Source organism: Trichococcus collinsii, assembly GCF_900107505.1.
Classification (GTDB): Bacteria; Bacillota; Bacilli; order Lactobacillales; family Aerococcaceae; genus Trichococcus; species Trichococcus collinsii.
Genome location: NZ_FNQH01000001.1, coordinates 85,002 through 100,399, shown reverse-complemented (window position 1 = coordinate 100,399; position 15,398 = coordinate 85,002). Strand labels below are relative to the sequence as shown.

General features: G+C 45.5%; 19 protein-coding genes. All 19 read right to left on the bottom strand.

The features are described 5' to 3' along the window. Position 1 precedes the first annotated feature (1 nt). Positions 2-433 (bottom strand): division/cell wall cluster transcriptional repressor MraZ, encoded by a 432-nt coding sequence (mraZ, locus tag BLV66_RS00535; protein WP_086985431.1) that lies wholly within the window; start codon positions 431-433, stop codon positions 2-4. 256 nt (positions 434-689) lie between these two features. Beyond that, positions 690-1,733, bottom strand: a complete 1,044-nt coding sequence (locus BLV66_RS00530; protein WP_086985432.1) for an LTA glycolipid anchor biosynthesis glycosyltransferase, IagA/BgsA family — start codon at positions 1,731-1,733, stop codon at positions 690-692. Positions 1,734-1,766: 33 nt separating this feature from the next. Further along, positions 1,767-2,144 carry a DUF3397 family protein gene (locus BLV66_RS00525; RefSeq protein ID WP_176974077.1) on the bottom strand — a complete coding sequence of 126 codons (378 nt, stop codon included), beginning with the start codon at positions 2,142-2,144 and terminating at the stop codon, positions 1,767-1,769. Positions 2,145-2,294: 150 nt separating this feature from the next. Then, entirely contained in the window at positions 2,295-2,474 is a 180-nt protein-coding gene (rpmF, locus tag BLV66_RS00520; protein ID WP_086628343.1) for a 50S ribosomal protein L32, read from the bottom strand. A 60-nt stretch (positions 2,475-2,534) separates the two neighbouring features. Further along, complete coding sequence (locus BLV66_RS00515) at positions 2,535-3,092, bottom strand: YceD family protein (RefSeq protein WP_159072195.1); 558 nt, start codon at positions 3,090-3,092, stop codon at positions 2,535-2,537. A gap of 94 nt (positions 3,093-3,186) precedes the next feature. Further along, the gene (locus BLV66_RS00510) at positions 3,187-3,891 is read right to left on the bottom strand and encodes an aspartate/glutamate racemase family protein (protein WP_086985435.1); all 705 of its coding nucleotides are present in this window, start codon (positions 3,889-3,891) and stop codon (positions 3,187-3,189) included. Positions 3,892-3,932: 41 nt separating this feature from the next. Then, positions 3,933-5,150, bottom strand: a complete 1,218-nt coding sequence (locus BLV66_RS00505; RefSeq protein ID WP_086985436.1) for a carboxylate--amine ligase — start codon at positions 5,148-5,150, stop codon at positions 3,933-3,935. Positions 5,151-5,292: 142 nt separating this feature from the next. Then, complete coding sequence (locus tag BLV66_RS00500; protein WP_086985437.1) at positions 5,293-6,510, bottom strand: nucleotidyltransferase; 1,218 nt, start codon at positions 6,508-6,510, stop codon at positions 5,293-5,295. 44 nt (positions 6,511-6,554) lie between these two features. Then, positions 6,555-7,298, bottom strand: coding sequence for a class I SAM-dependent DNA methyltransferase (locus BLV66_RS00495; RefSeq protein WP_086985438.1), 744 nt, complete (start codon positions 7,296-7,298; stop codon positions 6,555-6,557). Continuing rightward, on the bottom strand, positions 7,295-7,660 hold the full coding sequence (gene rsfS, locus BLV66_RS00490) for a ribosome silencing factor (RefSeq protein ID WP_086628349.1): 366 nt from the start codon (positions 7,658-7,660) through the stop codon (positions 7,295-7,297). Before rsfS ends, BLV66_RS00495 begins: the two co-directional genes overlap by 4 nt. Beyond that, positions 7,660-8,274: a bis(5'-nucleosyl)-tetraphosphatase (symmetrical) YqeK gene (gene yqeK / locus BLV66_RS00485; RefSeq protein ID WP_086985439.1), complete on the bottom strand. Its 615-nt coding sequence runs from the start codon at positions 8,272-8,274 to the stop codon at positions 7,660-7,662. The genes rsfS and yqeK overlap by 1 nt, the downstream gene beginning before the upstream one ends. Then, positions 8,261-8,887 carry a nicotinate-nucleotide adenylyltransferase gene (locus BLV66_RS00480; protein ID WP_086986000.1) on the bottom strand — a complete coding sequence of 209 codons (627 nt, stop codon included), beginning with the start codon at positions 8,885-8,887 and terminating at the stop codon, positions 8,261-8,263. The genes yqeK and BLV66_RS00480 overlap by 14 nt, the downstream gene beginning before the upstream one ends. A 77-nt stretch (positions 8,888-8,964) precedes the next feature. Continuing rightward, the gene (gene yhbY, locus BLV66_RS00475; RefSeq protein ID WP_086985440.1) at positions 8,965-9,276 is read right to left on the bottom strand and encodes a ribosome assembly RNA-binding protein YhbY; all 312 of its coding nucleotides are present in this window, start codon (positions 9,274-9,276) and stop codon (positions 8,965-8,967) included. 22 nt (positions 9,277-9,298) lie between these two features. Beyond that, entirely contained in the window at positions 9,299-10,426 is a 1,128-nt protein-coding gene (gene yqeH / locus BLV66_RS00470; protein ID WP_086985441.1) for a ribosome biogenesis GTPase YqeH, read from the bottom strand. Next, a complete protein-coding gene (locus BLV66_RS00465) occupies positions 10,419-10,946 on the bottom strand; it encodes a YqeG family HAD IIIA-type phosphatase (protein ID WP_086985442.1) in 528 nt (175 codons plus the stop codon). Before BLV66_RS00465 ends, yqeH begins: the two co-directional genes overlap by 8 nt. 799 nt (positions 10,947-11,745) lie before the next feature. Then, positions 11,746-12,615: a homoserine kinase gene (gene thrB, locus BLV66_RS00460; RefSeq protein ID WP_086985443.1), complete on the bottom strand. Its 870-nt coding sequence runs from the start codon at positions 12,613-12,615 to the stop codon at positions 11,746-11,748. A gap of 81 nt (positions 12,616-12,696) precedes the next feature. Further along, the gene (locus BLV66_RS00455; protein WP_086985444.1) at positions 12,697-13,986 is read right to left on the bottom strand and encodes a homoserine dehydrogenase; all 1,290 of its coding nucleotides are present in this window, start codon (positions 13,984-13,986) and stop codon (positions 12,697-12,699) included. Positions 13,987-14,175: 189 nt separating this feature from the next. Further along, positions 14,176-14,406: a YkuJ family protein gene (locus BLV66_RS00450; protein WP_086628356.1), complete on the bottom strand. Its 231-nt coding sequence runs from the start codon at positions 14,404-14,406 to the stop codon at positions 14,176-14,178. A 109-nt stretch (positions 14,407-14,515) separates the two neighbouring features. After that, positions 14,516-15,382, bottom strand: coding sequence for an NAD(P)-dependent oxidoreductase (locus BLV66_RS00445; RefSeq protein WP_086985445.1), 867 nt, complete (start codon positions 15,380-15,382; stop codon positions 14,516-14,518). Positions 15,383-15,398 lie beyond the last annotated feature (16 nt).

Below are 15,398 nucleotides of genomic sequence, written 5' to 3'. Positions count from 1 at the left end.
CCTACAATCCAAAGTCGATCATCGTTTCAGCAATATCTTCGAAGTTTTCGGCAGCCTCATCAGCAAATTCTTCCCACTTCTCGTTACTCCATATTTCAATACGGTCGGCTACTCCGACAATACGACATTCTTTTTCAATTTTCGCATAATCTAATAATGTTTGAGGGATATTGATGCGCCCTTGTTTATCCAATTCAGCTTCCATAGCGGCTGAATAGAAAAAACGGGTAAAGGCACGCGCATCTTTTTTGGCAAGGGGTAACTGTTTTAATTTCTCTTGGAGCAGCTCCCATTGGCTTAACGGATAGCCGAACAAACAGCCGTCCAATCCACGGGTGATGATGAACGTATCACCTAATTCTTCACGGAATTTTGCGGGCATGATCAATCTGCCTTTAGCATCTACATTGTGTTTGAATTCGCCCATCAACATAAAGACACTCGCCCCCACCTTCAAATATGTTTTCAGTCTACCACATCCCCCCACTTTCTACCACATTTTCCCGAACAATTCATAAAAAAAACAAATTGATTTCGACAAATAATCGAAATCAATTTGTTTTCAGTTATCATCTATCATTTTGCTCGGTGCAAGGATGGGACACCACCAGTGCCACGCAGATAAAGCTAAGTTCGGACCGGCCGTTTCCGAAAATTTTAACGAATGTGGGGATTTTCCCCACAAAACATCATTTTGTTTGTGGGACCGAGATGGGGCTTTTGTCGGACTTATTCAACTGGATCGCAGTTTCGTAAGCACTTCTCAATTCCGAACCGATGTAGCTGAGGTCTTTCTGGCGTACATGATCCTGGCCTGCAGCCTTCAAAGAAGGCAGGTCCCCTTCCAGAATGCCACTGATCAGCCTTCGGAAATCATCATTCGTTTTGCCTTTGTAGACGTGTTTGCCATCGACGAAATCGTCCTCATAAATCGGTATATCCCGAATCAGGATCTCCTGCCCCATGGCGAGTGCCTCCAGAAGGACGATTCCTTCCGTTTCTTCGTAAGTTGGAAAGAAAAACAAATCAGCACCACAGTATGCGTTCCGGAGCTCATCAGGAGCCACATAACCGGCAAATTGCAGATTGGGCAATTTTGTCTCTACCGCTTCACGTATTTCGCGCGGAACTTGATGGAGGTTCAAGTATCCAAACCAGATGAACTGGTAAGCGGGCATCGCTTTGGCTAAAGCGACAAAATCAAGAATCCCTTTCCGCTTGATGTAAAGGCCGACCGACATAACGACCTTGTCTGCTGCTTTATACCCATATTTCTGGCGGAAAGATTTCCCCATTTCCGCAGTCGCTTGGTAAAACGACAAATCGATTCCATTCGAAATCGGTATGATTGGTTGTTCCAGCCCCGCCTGCTGCAACAATTTTTTGGAATAAGGTGTTGGCGTCAAGACAACATCACCATGGCTATAGCAGTGCAGAATCCACTTGCTGAACAAAGGCGCAGCCGCATTGGAGAAGATGAAAGAATTCTGGAAGTCCTCCTTTGTTGAGTGGGCATGATAAACGATTGGTTTCCCCTGCTTTTTGACTTTATGCAACAGACGATAAGATTGCCCGAAGTAGGTATTGATGTGCATCAGATCAAAATCATCTCTGTAATCTGTCGTAAAAGATATTCCTTCCAGTGTGAGAGCTTTTTTCTGGTGCTCGATGGCTCTGCCTAAACCGGATTTCCCGATGTATTTCATGCCTTCAGAGTACAATAATACTTTCATGATTTCGTGCCACCTCATTCTTCAATTTTCGGACTACCCTCTTACAAGGAAATAAATTCGCAACAGCACCAACATGTAATAAAAAAGCAGCGCCATCAAAAACAGTATTTTTATGAAATAACGATAGAACCGCTTCGGCTGATGGATTTTTTTGCGTTTGTCGAAATACAGTGTCTGCAGCAGACCGACGACACAGGCCGCCAGCAAAAAGTGCGGCAACAGCGAATAAGTCAAACTGTAGACACTCAGCAGATGGATGCCTACAAACAAAAACGGCAATACGACGTCCGCAACCGTCAATTGGATAATCTGTTTGTACCTGAGATACTGCCTAAAAAATTTATTGATCAGAATGATTTCTAAAATCGGAAAAACATACAACAGAATTTCAAAATAGTGGAAGTTTTGCATTCCAACGCTCCTTTGCGAAAATATAGCGTCCATGCCGCATAAATACATTTTACCTCATTCCGGAAAATTATGCCTCCTTGAAAAATGAGAACAAAAAAAGCCAGCAGAAAATTCATTCTGCTGACTGGAATTGCGGATGGCATTTCATGATTAGCTTTGTTTTTCGATAACTACTTCTCCATCATAGTGACCGCATGATGCACAAACGTGGTGGCTCTTTTTCAATTCGCCACAGTTAGGGCATGCGTTCAAGCCTGGAATTGATAACTTGAAGTGCGTACGTCTTTTTGCTTTTCTTGCTTTAGATGTTCTTCTTTTAGGTACTGCCATTTCCTTACACCTCCCTGTATTAATCGCTGTATTTATTTAAAAAGATCAGCGTCAAAAATTTCACTCTGTTTTTTCTTCGTCTTCTAACAGGGCCTTCAGACCAGCTAATCGCGGATCGATCTGATCGGTTTTTTCTTCTTGTCTCTTTCTTGCGAAAGATTCTTCGGAAACAACTTCCCATTCAGCGCCACTAGGCATGTCCTCAGACTCCATCTCTTCCGGCGTGAAGACTTGTAGAGGCAGATTCAGCAGAATGTTGTCCTCGATAGCGGGGACTAGATTCACTTCATCACCTTCAAGCGGCAACACAACTTCCGCAGGGTTATCCTGCTCGAGGTAGAGCGATTCACTCTCAGTGTACACTTCTTCGATTGCTAATTGCAAGGGTACATCAACTAATTCCAACGACCTTGACGAAGGCAGGGTAATCGTTAAATCGATTCGGAAATTGGCAAGCACAGAATGATTTTCGTATAATAAGAAACCTTCCGCCTTAATCGGCGACACTGCTTTGATTTCATTATTTCTTTGCATCAATGAACTTTCCCGGTCTATCATCCGAGAGAAATAGTACGGTTCACCACGATGTTCTTGTAATTCTTTTAATGGCCATTGCATTTCCATCACCCCTAAAATAACAAATTGAATTATACTAGTGAAAAAAAAGTTTGTCAATGTATTTTCCTTTACATCTAAAAAGGAAAACGTTTTTTTATGCTTTTAATTCTTTTGCCAACGCGATTGTTTTGTCCAAAAGCACCTTTTCCGCGTCGACGATCGGATAGCGTTGTTCTTCATCTTCACTGTTCATCAACGAAACTTCCGTGCAACCCAACAGTACAATGTCCGCACCGCAATTTTTGAAGTCTTCCAAAATTTCGTAGTACAAAGGGAAAAATAAATGTGATCTCTCTTTGATGTAATAATAAATCATTTTATTGATCTTATCTTGTAATTCTCTGTCCGGCAATACCACTTGGTAACCTTTCTCAACAAGCCGATTTTCGTAGATGCGGCTCTGATGCGTTCCCTCTGTGGCAAATAATCCGACTTTTTCTGCGCCCTCATAATGTTCCGCAATATAGTCGACCGTAAGATCGATCATATTCAGAATCGGAATATCCGTTTCCTTTTGAATATCATCGAAGAAATAATGGATAGTATTGCAGGGCATGATGATGAATTCTGGCTGAAGAAGATTCAACATATGAACATCTTCTATCACGGCGTCCACCGGATTCGGTTTGGTCGGATCCAAAATATATTCCGTACGATCCGGAATATCGGCGTGGTTCATCAGAACGTAATTGAAATAATCCTGGTCGTTTTCGGGGAAATGGCGTTTATTCATTTCAACAAGAAAGTTGGTCGTCGCCAGCGTTCCCATTCCCCCAAGAATGCCAAAAAATTTTTTCATACTTTCTCATCCCTCGTTTCCAGTTTGTTTCTTGATTCAGCTTATTCCTCTGGCGGATACTCTCTGAATTTTTTGTAATAATTGAATTTGGAAGCCCACACATAGAATTTTCTTTTCGGGCTGACTTCAAAAGGCGCATCCAAGGGATGCACTACTTTACCATCCTTGTACAACTCTTTTACTTTTTTCCGCAACATGTCGGACTTGACATACTTCAGCAAAAGGCTTTTTGGTGTCATAGTGAACAAAGTTTCATTCTTATTGATCGTAACACCAAGTTTTTTCTTGGCTATGTAATCTTCAACATAGTATTTCGCGACATTGTTGCCGCTGGCGGTAACGTAATAGTTGCTGACGCCCAGACGCCCGTTCAATTCAAAGAAAACATAGTCATCTTTGCGCTCGTCATACTTCACGTCAAAATTGGAGAAACCATAAAACTCTGTTTCCGCAACCAGTTTTTGGACGGAAGCAACAATCTTCTGCTCTTCCCTTGCCCAAATCGTCAGGTGGTTTCCGATGGCGGACGGTGTATGGTCTTCCAAAAGGATGTGGCCGAATGCGATCAGCTTAATTTCCTTATCTCTTGGAGATGTGTAGACCGTTACAACACCAAGATAAGTGTCATCGCCGGGCACGTACTCCTGCAGGATCAGGTTGTCTGTATAACCATTGTCACGCACTAAATGATAGATGCGTTCAAGATCTTTTTCATCCCGTCCGATAAAGACTTTTTCTTTCCCTTCAAAATGCAGTCCCTGATACATGATGGCATTCGAAGGCTTGATGATGATTGGAAATTCAAACGGCAAGTTCAATGAAAATTCATCCATAACTACAGTCTTTGGATAAGGAACACCTGCTTTTTCACAGATGGCGTAAAAACTTTCCTTATTTGTCGCCCGCAGGAATACATCTTCATCCACGTACGGAATGATCCAATCATCACTGAAGCGGTCCTTCGTTCGGATCAACAATTCTGCATAGCGATCGTCTGCCCCAAAGATGATTTTTTTCATGTTCGGATAGTCACGGCCGATTTGTTGAATAGTCTCAAAAAAATGATCTAGGTCATCGATTCCCGGTTGGATGTAGTGCTTGATGATGCGGGAATTGCCGATAGGACCTATGATCATCGGGCTGATGAGATTCGTTTTAACTTGATACGCTTCATAGAAAGCTCTCGCCAAACTATAGGCTCCTCTGTTCCCCCCCACAATTACGGGAACGAAACTGACGGAGTTGGCTTCTTCGCTCATTTGATTGTCCTCCTTAGTGCCTAAAACCGAATATTAAAGGCTCTAGCATCTATTAACCTATCCATTATATTTCTTTGGTTGTGGTCAGTCAAACGCTTCTTGCATTTTTTCATTAAAGTTTTCATAAAGTCCCTTGAAAGACTTAGCTCTGATTCCTTGGCTCGTTACGGATATAAATGGGCGATCGGGTGAAATTCTGCTCCTCCAAAACCGGAAGGCCTCCTAAACGATAGATGCGATCGCTCCGAATTTCCAGCTGCAAGTCCGATGTATGTGGCTCACGTAATTTCGTGACGATCGGGGTTTCCGTATTTTTTTTCAAAATGTTCAGATAGCGTCTTCCTTCCTCCGTAAATCCGAGCAACCGGATGGAATCCGCTTTTTCCTGGAAAGAATTCGCTTCTCCCCTGGTTATCCCCAACAAAATGTAGGTGCAGACCCGCTGCAGCCTGGCCCATGTCCAGCGCTTGGTCTTTACGCGCCGAATGAAGGCCGTAAAATCAGCTGTGTCCTCGGCTTCCTTTTTCAGCCTGTACTCGATACCTTCTTCAACCTGATAGATGTTCTGGAGTTCCGTATGCGAAAGCAACAGGAGCTGATATTGCAACATTCCCCAGTAATTGTCCCAATCAAGCAGAGGACGCCTCTCCAGAGCCTCTAACGTCTCTTGCGGTACAAACCTGCCAATGTCCTTCCTTCCTGTTTCTTTTCCGTGGCGGAGTGACCATTCGCGAATGGCGGTCCCACTTGCAAATTCTTGTTCGAAAGCGTCACTGTCGTTATGTCCGGCACCGCGCCTGAGCACAATGGCCGTTTCCATAGGTTCAGGGAACCGTTCATTTTCTTTGACATACGCCAATCCGAGCTGGTTGTTGGGCGTTGAAAAGGAAATAGCAGAACCTTGTGGGCGCAAGACTTCGGCAATCGCCGTTTCCAGTTGCGCAGCATAGGTTCTGCCATCATTTCGGTAAGTCTGAAAAATCCGATCGATTTCCGATTCGTGTTCACGCAAGAAGCGGCTATGCGAAATGAAATCTTCCGCTATTCCTTCTTCAGCACCGAAAGCAAAGGCATCGCACTGCATCGCCTGCAGCAAACGGATGCCTGCACTTGCAAACAGATCCGCGGCCTGCACACTTCCCAACACGGGCATTTCCACGACTATATCCGCACCGTTCCGCAACGCGATTTCCGCACGCGTCCATTTATCCAACAAAGCGGGCGCGCCCCTTTGGACAAAATTGCCGCTCATTGCGACAACCATGACATCGCTCTGGGTCATCCGCCTGGCTTCAGACAGTTGATAGCGGTGACCGTTATGGAAAGGATTGTATTCTGCGATTACACCACAAGCTTTCATCGAAGCGCCCCCTTTGGTTTCATAGTATGGTTGCGCGGTCTTGCTTAAGCTTTTTTGCAGGCAAAAAACCAGCGCGGACTGTCATCGCGCACGTCAGCTTCACCGAATTCGGCCGTAACCGTCACATCGGTGAATCCAGCTTCTTCAAGGAGCCGCTTGTAGACTTCCAGCGGATACGTGCGTTCGCGATGGTATTCCGAATGGCGTTCAAACAATTCCGGATTTCTCTGGGATCCCACGAAGAAAGTCAAATCATGCTCGACACTGTTCGCAACATCGCCGGCAAAACTTTCCCAGAGGAAGGCTCCCGCTTCATCCTGATAGATGTATTGATATCCCGGAAAAACGTTATTCACTTGATGCATCGAGTGGACGTCAAACAAAAAAACACCGCCAGGTCCGAGATTCCGGATGACGCTTTGAAAGACTTCCGCCACTTCAGCTTCATCAGTCATGTAGCAAAGTGAATCAGAGAAGCACGTCACGACGTCAAAATCCCCCATCGGCTCCAGTGAACGCATGTCTCCTACCGCCAAAGAAAGCGTAACGCCTTCTTCCTGCATCCGGTTGTATGCAAGCGAAAGCATTTCGTCGGAGAGATCGACCCCTGTTACCCGATGGCCTTTTTTCGCCAATTCCACTGCAATCTTCCCTGTCCCGCATGCCAATTCCATGATGTCCAGACCGGATTTCCCGGCTGTGTATTTTTCAACATAAAGAAGCCAGCTGTCGTAGACAGACTGGTCCATTATTTCATCATAGTAATGGGCAAAGATGTCGTAACTCATTGCTCAGTGACCATCCCCGAGATGTCGACCATTGGCGCATCACTCCATAATTTTTCGATGTTGTAATAGCCGCGTTCCTCATGGTTGAATACATGCACGATGACGTCGTTCAAATCGATCAATGTCCATTTGCCTGAATCTTTGCCTTCAACATTTTTGACTTCGCCTTTGTTTTTGTGCACGTTCTCCACGATTGCTTCCACGATTGCAGCGACTTGCTTTTCATTACGGCCGTTCATGACGACAAAGTAATCACCGATTGATGTCAAACCGCGTACATCCAATGCCATGATATCCTGAGCCAATTTGTCATCTGCTGCTTTAACCACTACTTCCAATAATTCTTCACTTGTTAATTTCATTATGATTTCCCCACTTTTCTTTGGATCCAACTGTTGTAGACATAGATTGTGCCGGGATAAATCGGCAGTTCTTTCTTCACCAGATGGATGATTGTTTTTTCTATTTTAAAATAAGCTGCCTCATCCAGGCTGTCCTCAGCCAGTCTTCTGGCTTCGTCAACGCCCTTGAATGCGCGTCCCGATTCGATGTAATCGGCGATGAAGAGGACTTTCCCGATCAGGGTCATCGTCTCGCCACCGATTGTATGCTGGCGGATTGCGTCAAGTATAGCCTCGTCCTTAATTCCGAATACCGTTTCGGCATAATAAGCGCCGACAGGTCCATGCATGATTTCGCTGCCGTAACCGGTCATTTCGCTGTCCATCCCTTCGGACCGGACGATTTCCTTCATGCTTTCCACAGCATGTTCTTTCGCGTAGTCGTGCAAGAGAGCGGCCAACGAACAGGCTTCCACGGATGCACCGTATTTTTCCGCCAATTGGATGGAACAGGCTTCAACCCGCAGCACATGCTGGAAACGCGATGGCTTCATCTGTTTTTCCACTTCCGACAAAATGGCTTCCCGCGTCCAATCCGTATATATCCCTGTATATGCAAGTTTAGTATTCGTCATCGAGATAGAGTCCTTCTTTCAAAATGTAATCTTTGACGTCCTCTTTCACCAAATAACGGATCGAGCGGCCGGTTTTGACCATCTTGCGGATTTCCGTCGAACTGATGTCGATCAACGGCGCATCAACCCAAATGATCGGATAGATGCTTTCCCTTCCGTATCCTGGCCTGGCGACGCCGACGAACTGCACAAGTTGCACCAATTCATCGATGCGTTCCCACTTCGGCAAGTATTCCACCATGTCCCCGCCGATGATGAAATAATAATCGGTGTCCGGATGCATGGAAGTCAATAATTTCATCGTATCGATCGTGAAGCTCTTACCGCCCCGCTCCAACTCGATCGTTTCGATATCGAACAGCGGATTGCCCGCAATGGACAACCGCACCATCGACTCGCGATGTTTCGCCGGGATCGATTCTTTTTCATCGACATGAGGCGGTTCGGCATCGGGCATGAAATAGATCTTATCCAAGCCGAGTTGTTCCCCAACCTGCTGCGCGACGATCAGATGGCCTAAATGGGGCGGACTGAAGGTCCCTCCCATGATGCCGATGCGTTTCCGGTCCTGGAAAGCAATCTGCGTCTCGACCTCGGTTTCTTCGATGATCATATAATCCGTTTGTCCGATCAAATTTAAAGTTGTGATCAATTTTTTCTCACCTCAATAAAATAGGGATTGGCCTGCCTTTAGATTTTTTCAACGATAGTCGAATAGCGACGGTTCTTTTCTTTGGTTGATGGTTTGAACAACACAAGCGTGCGTCCGATCTGTTGGACGACTTTTGCTTGCAGTTTTTCTTCAATCACTGCAGCGACATCTTCCGTTTCCTCATCCGTGTTCTGCAGAAGAGCGACCTTCAGCAATTCCCTTTTCTCCAGCGCTTCCCCAATTTGGTAAAGCATCTCTTCGTTCAAGCCACCTTTACCCACTTGGAAGAGCGGATTCATATGGTGCGCTTCTTTTTTCAAATATTGTTTTTGTTTGCCTCTTAATTCCATTTGACACCTCAGTCTTTTATTATTAGATGATCGGTTTGCGCATTACTGTGTCCACGCCTTGCGGAACCCATGCTGCGACTTTGCCTGGTTTGCGGACAGTTATCCATCCCAATCCGGAAAATACGATATCGGACGGTACTTTGACATTGAATTCTCGTCTGACCAACGGCGGGAAATTTTCCGCGTCTTCCGCAGACGGCGGCTGAAGAAGGGTCCCCAGATGTTTTGCATAGAATTCATCCGCTTTTTCCAATTTGGTGCGGTGGATTTTCAAGTCATTCGAGAAATAGCAAGTGAAGGAAGATTTTTCCCCACTGATGAAATCAAAACGCGATGCGCCGCCCAAGAACAGCGTCTGTTCCGGGTTCAATTGATAAGTGATCGGTTTGATTTCGTGTTGCGGCGCTACGAGCTTCAATTCTTTCGGGCTCAGCACATGCGCCATTTGATGATGATGGATGATTCCCGGCGTATCGATGAGGAAATGCCCATCGTCCAAAGGGATACGGATTTGATCCAACGTTGTGCCAGGGAATTGGGAAGTCGTGATGACATCTTCCTTGTTGCCTGTAGCCGCACGGATGATCTGGTTCATGACAGTGGATTTACCCACGTTCGTAACGCCCACGACATAAACATCTTTGCCATCCCGGTGTTCTTCGATTGTTTCCAACAGATCATCGATGGAAGTTGCTTTCTTGCCACTTACCAACATAACATCGACCGGGCGCAAGCCTACTGACTGCACCTGCTCGGTCAACCATTGCTTCACACGGGACAGTTTGACCGACTTCGGCAAAACATCCACTTTATTTCCGACAACCAACACTTTATTATTGCCCGCAAAGCGATGCAAGCCGGGGATCATGCTGCCGTAAACATCGAACAGATCGATGACGTTCACGATCAAGGCATCTTCCATCGAGATGGTGTTCAGCATCGCCAAAAACTCATCATCCGTGACGGAAACTTTTTCCATCTGATTGTAGTGGCGCAATCTGAAACAGCGTTGGCAGTATAATTGCCCAGAATCCAATCCCTTTTGCAGAGCGGCCGCCGGGGTATACCCTCGTTCGGTCGGATCATCGGTCTGGATTTTCGCCCCACAGCCGATGCAATAGAGATCTTCTGTTAATTCTTCTTTAGTCAAGTGATTTCCTCCATATCATTCCTGGATCATTTTTCAACAAACGTTTCAGCAGTTTTCTTTCAAAGAATCGGTTTATGCGCGTATTCCATCCGTCCGAATTGATGATCGGCATTACCCACACACTCTTGACTCCCGCTCGATTTGCGCCAAAAACATCCGTAAGCAATTGGTCTCCAACCATCAGGCATTGGTCCAACGGAATCTGCAGCTGTTCTGCTGCCTTGATGTACCCGCGGCGTGAAGGCTTCATGGATCTTGGCACATAAGACAATTGCAGCTTATCCGCGATTATCTTGATGCGCTTATCGCTGTTGTTGGAAATGATGACGACAGGTATCGCATTTTCTTTCATCAAAGCGATCCAATCCTTCAATTCCTGTGTCCCTTCCGGATTATTCCAGGCGATCAAGGTATTGTCCAGATCGGTCAGTACACCTTTGATGTTGTTCTTTTCAAGTTGTTCCGGAGTGATGTGATAGATGGACTCCACCATCCATGTCGGTTTGAATTTATTTAACATAATGTCTCCTCATCAAAAAAATAAGAGGACGGGAAAAAGCAACAACGTCACTTTTCAAGCAGAACCCGAGAGAAATCCCCCCCAAGTCGCGCCCCAAAACCAAAAAACTGCACGGCACACAATCCGAAACAAGCATCCTGTACCCCACAAAAAAGTTTTGACCCAGCCTCACTACTATCCAATTGTATATTATAACCCCATTCCAGTAACATTATAAAGCATAAACAAAAAAATACAAGAGCGCGATGCTATGCGGTAGGGGGCGAGCACTAAACGGATTAGCCGCAATGGGCTGCTTTTTGCCCATGTAGGCTAATCCGTTTAGGCAGAACCCCCTGCATAGCAGAGCGCGTCTAAGAGGAGCGCGATGCTATGCGGGAGAGTGTCGGGTAGCACTGTGGTCGCAAGCGCCCAAGTCTATCGTGTCTCTATGCGATTGAAATCGCAAGAGCCATGACAAATCCCGGTTAGAAATCGAGCACTAAGAGGACTAACACTAAACGGACGCTTTTTGTCCGTGTGTGGTAGTCAGCTTAGGAACAGATTTCTGGGATTCAGAACACGTTTGATATGGCGCTGTGTCCGTTGGCAGCTTGAGAGCACTAGGCGGAACCCCCTGTAGGTCAGTGCGCGTTTAAGAGGAGCGCGATGGCCTGCGCCATAAGAGGACGCTTGCGCTCGGGCCCAGAAAGATGGATAACTTTCCATTATTCATCTTTTCCGCCTTCGTTCGGCCCTAAGATTGCTTTCACAAACCCCAAAAAACAAAAAACCCAAGGATTTCTCCTTGGGCCCACTATTATTTAATTACTTGCACACCATTTTTTTCAACATGAAGCAACTTGACTTCACTATTTTTGATGGCGGCTTTTGCCGCAGCAACGAATGCTGCTGCCTTTTCAGGATGGATCATCGTGAGAATCGTCGTGCCGGCTCCACTCAAGTAAGTACCGTACGCTCCCATCTCATGCCCCAATTCCCGGACTTGACTCAACTCCGGAACCAATGCGCCCCGATAAGGCTCATGGAAAACATCCTGCTCCATCAATGCGCCCGCTTTTTCGATGTCACCCGAAAAAACAGCCGCTACCAACATATTCGAGATGCTGCTGCCTTTGACCGCTTCCTTAAACGGAAGCGAATCCGGCAAAACGGCCCTGCTTGCCTTCGTCAATAATTCCTTTTCCGGAATCGTCACTACCAAGGCAACCTCAGGGAAACTTGCTTTTGTCCAATATACTTTGGAATCCAGAACGGTTCCAACAGTGAAATCCCCCGTGATAGCAGGCGTCACATTGTCAGGATGGCCTTCGATGCGTGTCGCGATTTGAATCTTATCATCAATGCTCAATTGCAGATTTGCACATTGATTGGCCAACTCGATTCCTGCAACGATGGCAGCGGAACTACTGCCCAAACCTCTGGCAGCAGGCACTTCACTCGTCATCGTGATTTTCCGTGGTGCCATGTTCGGCGCCAAAGACAACGCCGTCTCAATAATCAAATTCGTTTTATCAGTCGGAATCCCGGCTCCCAAATCATGGAGAATTTCCCACTCGTCGGCCTCTTCTTTTACAGTCAATGTCAAATATAATGATACAGCCAATCCAAGGGAATCAAAGCCTGGTCCCAAATTGGCGGAAGTTGCCGGTACACGGATATCAAACATCCTACTAATCAACCCTTTCCAAAGAACGATGGTCCATCATTTCTTACTCTTTAGTGTGTTCGAAATACGAAAGAAATCCGATCAGTGTTCCAACACTTTGAAATGGACTTTCAATTTCATATCATCATTGTCTTCCATCGCTTGGATGATCTCATTTTCTTGCGCTTTGGACATCGGATGCGTAACGATGACAATGATCGCTTTACCGTTTGCCAATGGCTCTTGGATGATTTTATCGAAGCTGACTTCTGCAGTAGCGAATATTTTCGCTAATTCCAAAAATTGGCCTGCACGATCGGTAACTTCTAAACGCATGAATACAGGATTGATGACCTGCTCAGGTTTCGCGATCAAGGTCTCTACTTCATACTCATTAAAGATGTTTCCAGTTGTTCCCAAAAGAATATTTTTAGCTATATTCATCACATCACTGACGACGGCTGTTGCAGTAGGCAATTCGCCTGCTCCAGCACCGTAGAACATGGTTTCCCCAAGAGCTTCCCCAGCCACAAAGACAGCGTTCATTTCATTGTTGACACTGGCCAAAGGATGCGATTCCGGAACAAATACCGGTCCGACTTCCACATTGACGCTGTCGTCGATTTTTTCGGCAGTACCGATCAACTTGATTTTATAGCCTAAACGATTCGCCAACTTGATGTCGTTGATAGAAACATTGCGGATACCCGTCACTGCAACATCGTCCAAAGTCACATCATTCGTTCCGAAGGCAAGACGAGCCAAAATTACCATTTTACGCGCCGCATCCAACCCATCGACGTCGCTTGTCGGATTTTTTTCAGCAAAGCCCAATTCCTGCGCCAATGCCAAGGCTTCATCGTAAGAGTAGCCTTCTTTGTCCATCTTCGTCATCATGAAGTTGGTCGTACCGTTCACGATACCCATGACTTTTTGAATATTGTCTGAAGCGAAACTTTCTGTGATCGCACGCAGAATCGGAACCCCGCCAGCAACAGCTGCTTCATACAAGAAATCGCATTTGTTTGCTTTCGCCAGAGTGACCAATTCTTTCCCATGCAAAGCCACAAGATCTTTATTCGCTGAAACGACATGCTTTCCAGCCGCCAATGCTTTAGAAATGTAATCTTTTGCTACCGGAACATATCCAATCAATTCTACGATGATCGAAATTTCTTCGTCATTCAAAATCTCATCAAAATTATCTGTGCAATGAACAGCTTCACCAAAAAAAGTTTTGCATTTATCAATATCGCGGTCCAAAACCGTTTTGATGACTACCTCTTGTCCGACCACTTGATTGATTTTATTCTGGTGGCCACTGATGATGCGGGCAACGCCAGTCCCTATCGTTCCTAGTCCTAATAAACCTACGTAAATCTTATTTGCCATTATTCCACCTCTTCAATTATTTCCTTATTACACAGTATACTGAATGTTGCGGAATTACTCTACATAAAAATTAAAAAATTTTAATGATTGCCACTTTATTCCCATGAAAATGGAATGGGCAAAAAAAGGCAGCGGGAAAATGAGGCCTACTCATTTCCCGCTGCCTTAGTTCATGCAAGGATGGATGAATTAATCTTGTAATAATTCGTAAATTTCGATGGCAACTAAATCAAGATCATCAAATTGATAAGTTTGGTTTGAATCGTGTTCTTCCAATTCAAAACTTTCCGTATCGCGATTGTATTTAACGACGCAACGTTCTACGCCTGCTTTTTCAAAACGACGGATTTCGACATCACCATTGTCTTCCATCATTACTTCTAGGCGACGAAGGATCGCTGAGAGCTGTGAAGGTTTCATGATATTTCCCCTTTCAAGACTAACTTCTTATTTATTCTAGCATTTTTTTCTGACTGCGCATCAATTTACTGTAATTTATCCAAGAAAATCAATATTTGAGCATTGCGCTTTATTCGCCCCACCAAAGCTTCACCAATGCTTGTGTACCATCATCAGCGAAACCTTTTCCCCCTAATTGTTCGTAAAGCACTGCCGCCTGTCTTGTAGCCGGCAAATCGATTCCCATCTTATCTGCTTCATCCAGTGCGATCTTAAGATCTTTTACAAAATGTTTGACGAAGAATCCAGCGGTATAATCTTGCTTCAGGATCCGAGGGGCATAGTTCGTCAAAGACCAGTTCGCGGCACTACCGGAACCGACTTGTTCGATTACGCGTTCCAAATCCAATCCGGCAGCTTTCGAATAAACAAGCAACTCGGTCATACCGGTCATCGTACCGGCCACCATGATCTGATTGGCCATTTTTGTGTGCTGGCCACTTCCGGCTGGCCCTTGCAGCATCACCTTGCTGGAAAAAACGGACAACACTTCTTTTGCGGCCTCAAATGTTCCTTCATCTCCACCGACCATCGTTGTGAGCGTTCCGTTTTGCGCACCCTTGTCTCCCCCTGATACCGGGGCATCAAGAGTCCGGATCCCTTTTGATTTCCCGAAAGCATCTATTTTTTCTGCCAGAGTCGGGGTACTCGTGGTCATATCAATGAGAATATGGTGGTTATCCGCTTTCGAAAAGATACCATTCTCCCCAAAATAGGTCTCTTCAACGTCTTTCGGATAGCCTACTATCGTGATGACAATATCTGATTGCGCCGTCACATCAGCAGGCGTATCGCACCATTTTGCACCTTCAGCGATAACCGCATCGGCCTTGCTTTTTGTCCGATTAAAAACACGGACAGGATAACCCGCATTCAAGAGATGCCTGATAATGGACGAGCCCATGACACCCGTTCCGATAAATCCAATATTTTTCATTTATAAATCCGCCCCT

Coding starts and splice junctions, on each gene's coding strand:
- BLV66_RS00480 (WP_086986000.1), bottom strand. CDS start 8,887: ATGATCATCGAAGAAACCGAGGTCGAGACGCAGATTGCTTTCCAGGAC.
- rsfS (WP_086628349.1), bottom strand. CDS start 7,660: ATGAAATTAACAAGTGAAGAATTATTGGAAGTAGTGGTTAAAGCAGCA.
- BLV66_RS00505 (WP_086985436.1), bottom strand. CDS start 5,150: ATGAGCGAAGAAGCCAACTCCGTCAGTTTCGTTCCCGTAATTGTGGGG.
- BLV66_RS00455 (WP_086985444.1), bottom strand. CDS start 13,986: ATGGCAAATAAGATTTACGTAGGTTTATTAGGACTAGGAACGATAGGG.
- BLV66_RS00530 (WP_086985432.1), bottom strand. CDS start 1,733: ATGAAAGTATTATTGTACTCTGAAGGCATGAAATACATCGGGAAATCC.
- BLV66_RS00525 (WP_176974077.1), bottom strand. CDS start 2,144: ATGCAAAACTTCCACTATTTTGAAATTCTGTTGTATGTTTTTCCGATT.
- BLV66_RS00495 (WP_086985438.1), bottom strand. CDS start 7,298: ATGAGTTACGACATCTTTGCCCATTACTATGATGAAATAATGGACCAG.
- BLV66_RS00515 (WP_159072195.1), bottom strand. CDS start 3,092: ATGCAATGGCCATTAAAAGAATTACAAGAACATCGTGGTGAACCGTAC.
- yhbY (WP_086985440.1), bottom strand. CDS start 9,276: ATGGAATTAAGAGGCAAACAAAAACAATATTTGAAAAAAGAAGCGCAC.
- thrB (WP_086985443.1), bottom strand. CDS start 12,615: ATGTTTGATATCCGTGTACCGGCAACTTCCGCCAATTTGGGACCAGGC.
- BLV66_RS00450 (WP_086628356.1), bottom strand. CDS start 14,406: ATGAAACCTTCACAGCTCTCAGCGATCCTTCGTCGCCTAGAAGTAATG.
- BLV66_RS00500 (WP_086985437.1), bottom strand. CDS start 6,510: ATGAAAGCTTGTGGTGTAATCGCAGAATACAATCCTTTCCATAACGGT.
- BLV66_RS00445 (WP_086985445.1), bottom strand. CDS start 15,382: ATGAAAAATATTGGATTTATCGGAACGGGTGTCATGGGCTCGTCCATT.
- mraZ (WP_086985431.1), bottom strand. CDS start 433: ATGTTGATGGGCGAATTCAAACACAATGTAGATGCTAAAGGCAGATTG.
- BLV66_RS00510 (WP_086985435.1), bottom strand. CDS start 3,891: ATGAAAAAATTTTTTGGCATTCTTGGGGGAATGGGAACGCTGGCGACG.
- yqeK (WP_086985439.1), bottom strand. CDS start 8,274: ATGACGAATACTAAACTTGCATATACAGGGATATATACGGATTGGACG.
- rpmF (WP_086628343.1), bottom strand. CDS start 2,474: ATGGCAGTACCTAAAAGAAGAACATCTAAAGCAAGAAAAGCAAAAAGA.
- BLV66_RS00465 (WP_086985442.1), bottom strand. CDS start 10,946: ATGTTAAATAAATTCAAACCGACATGGATGGTGGAGTCCATCTATCAC.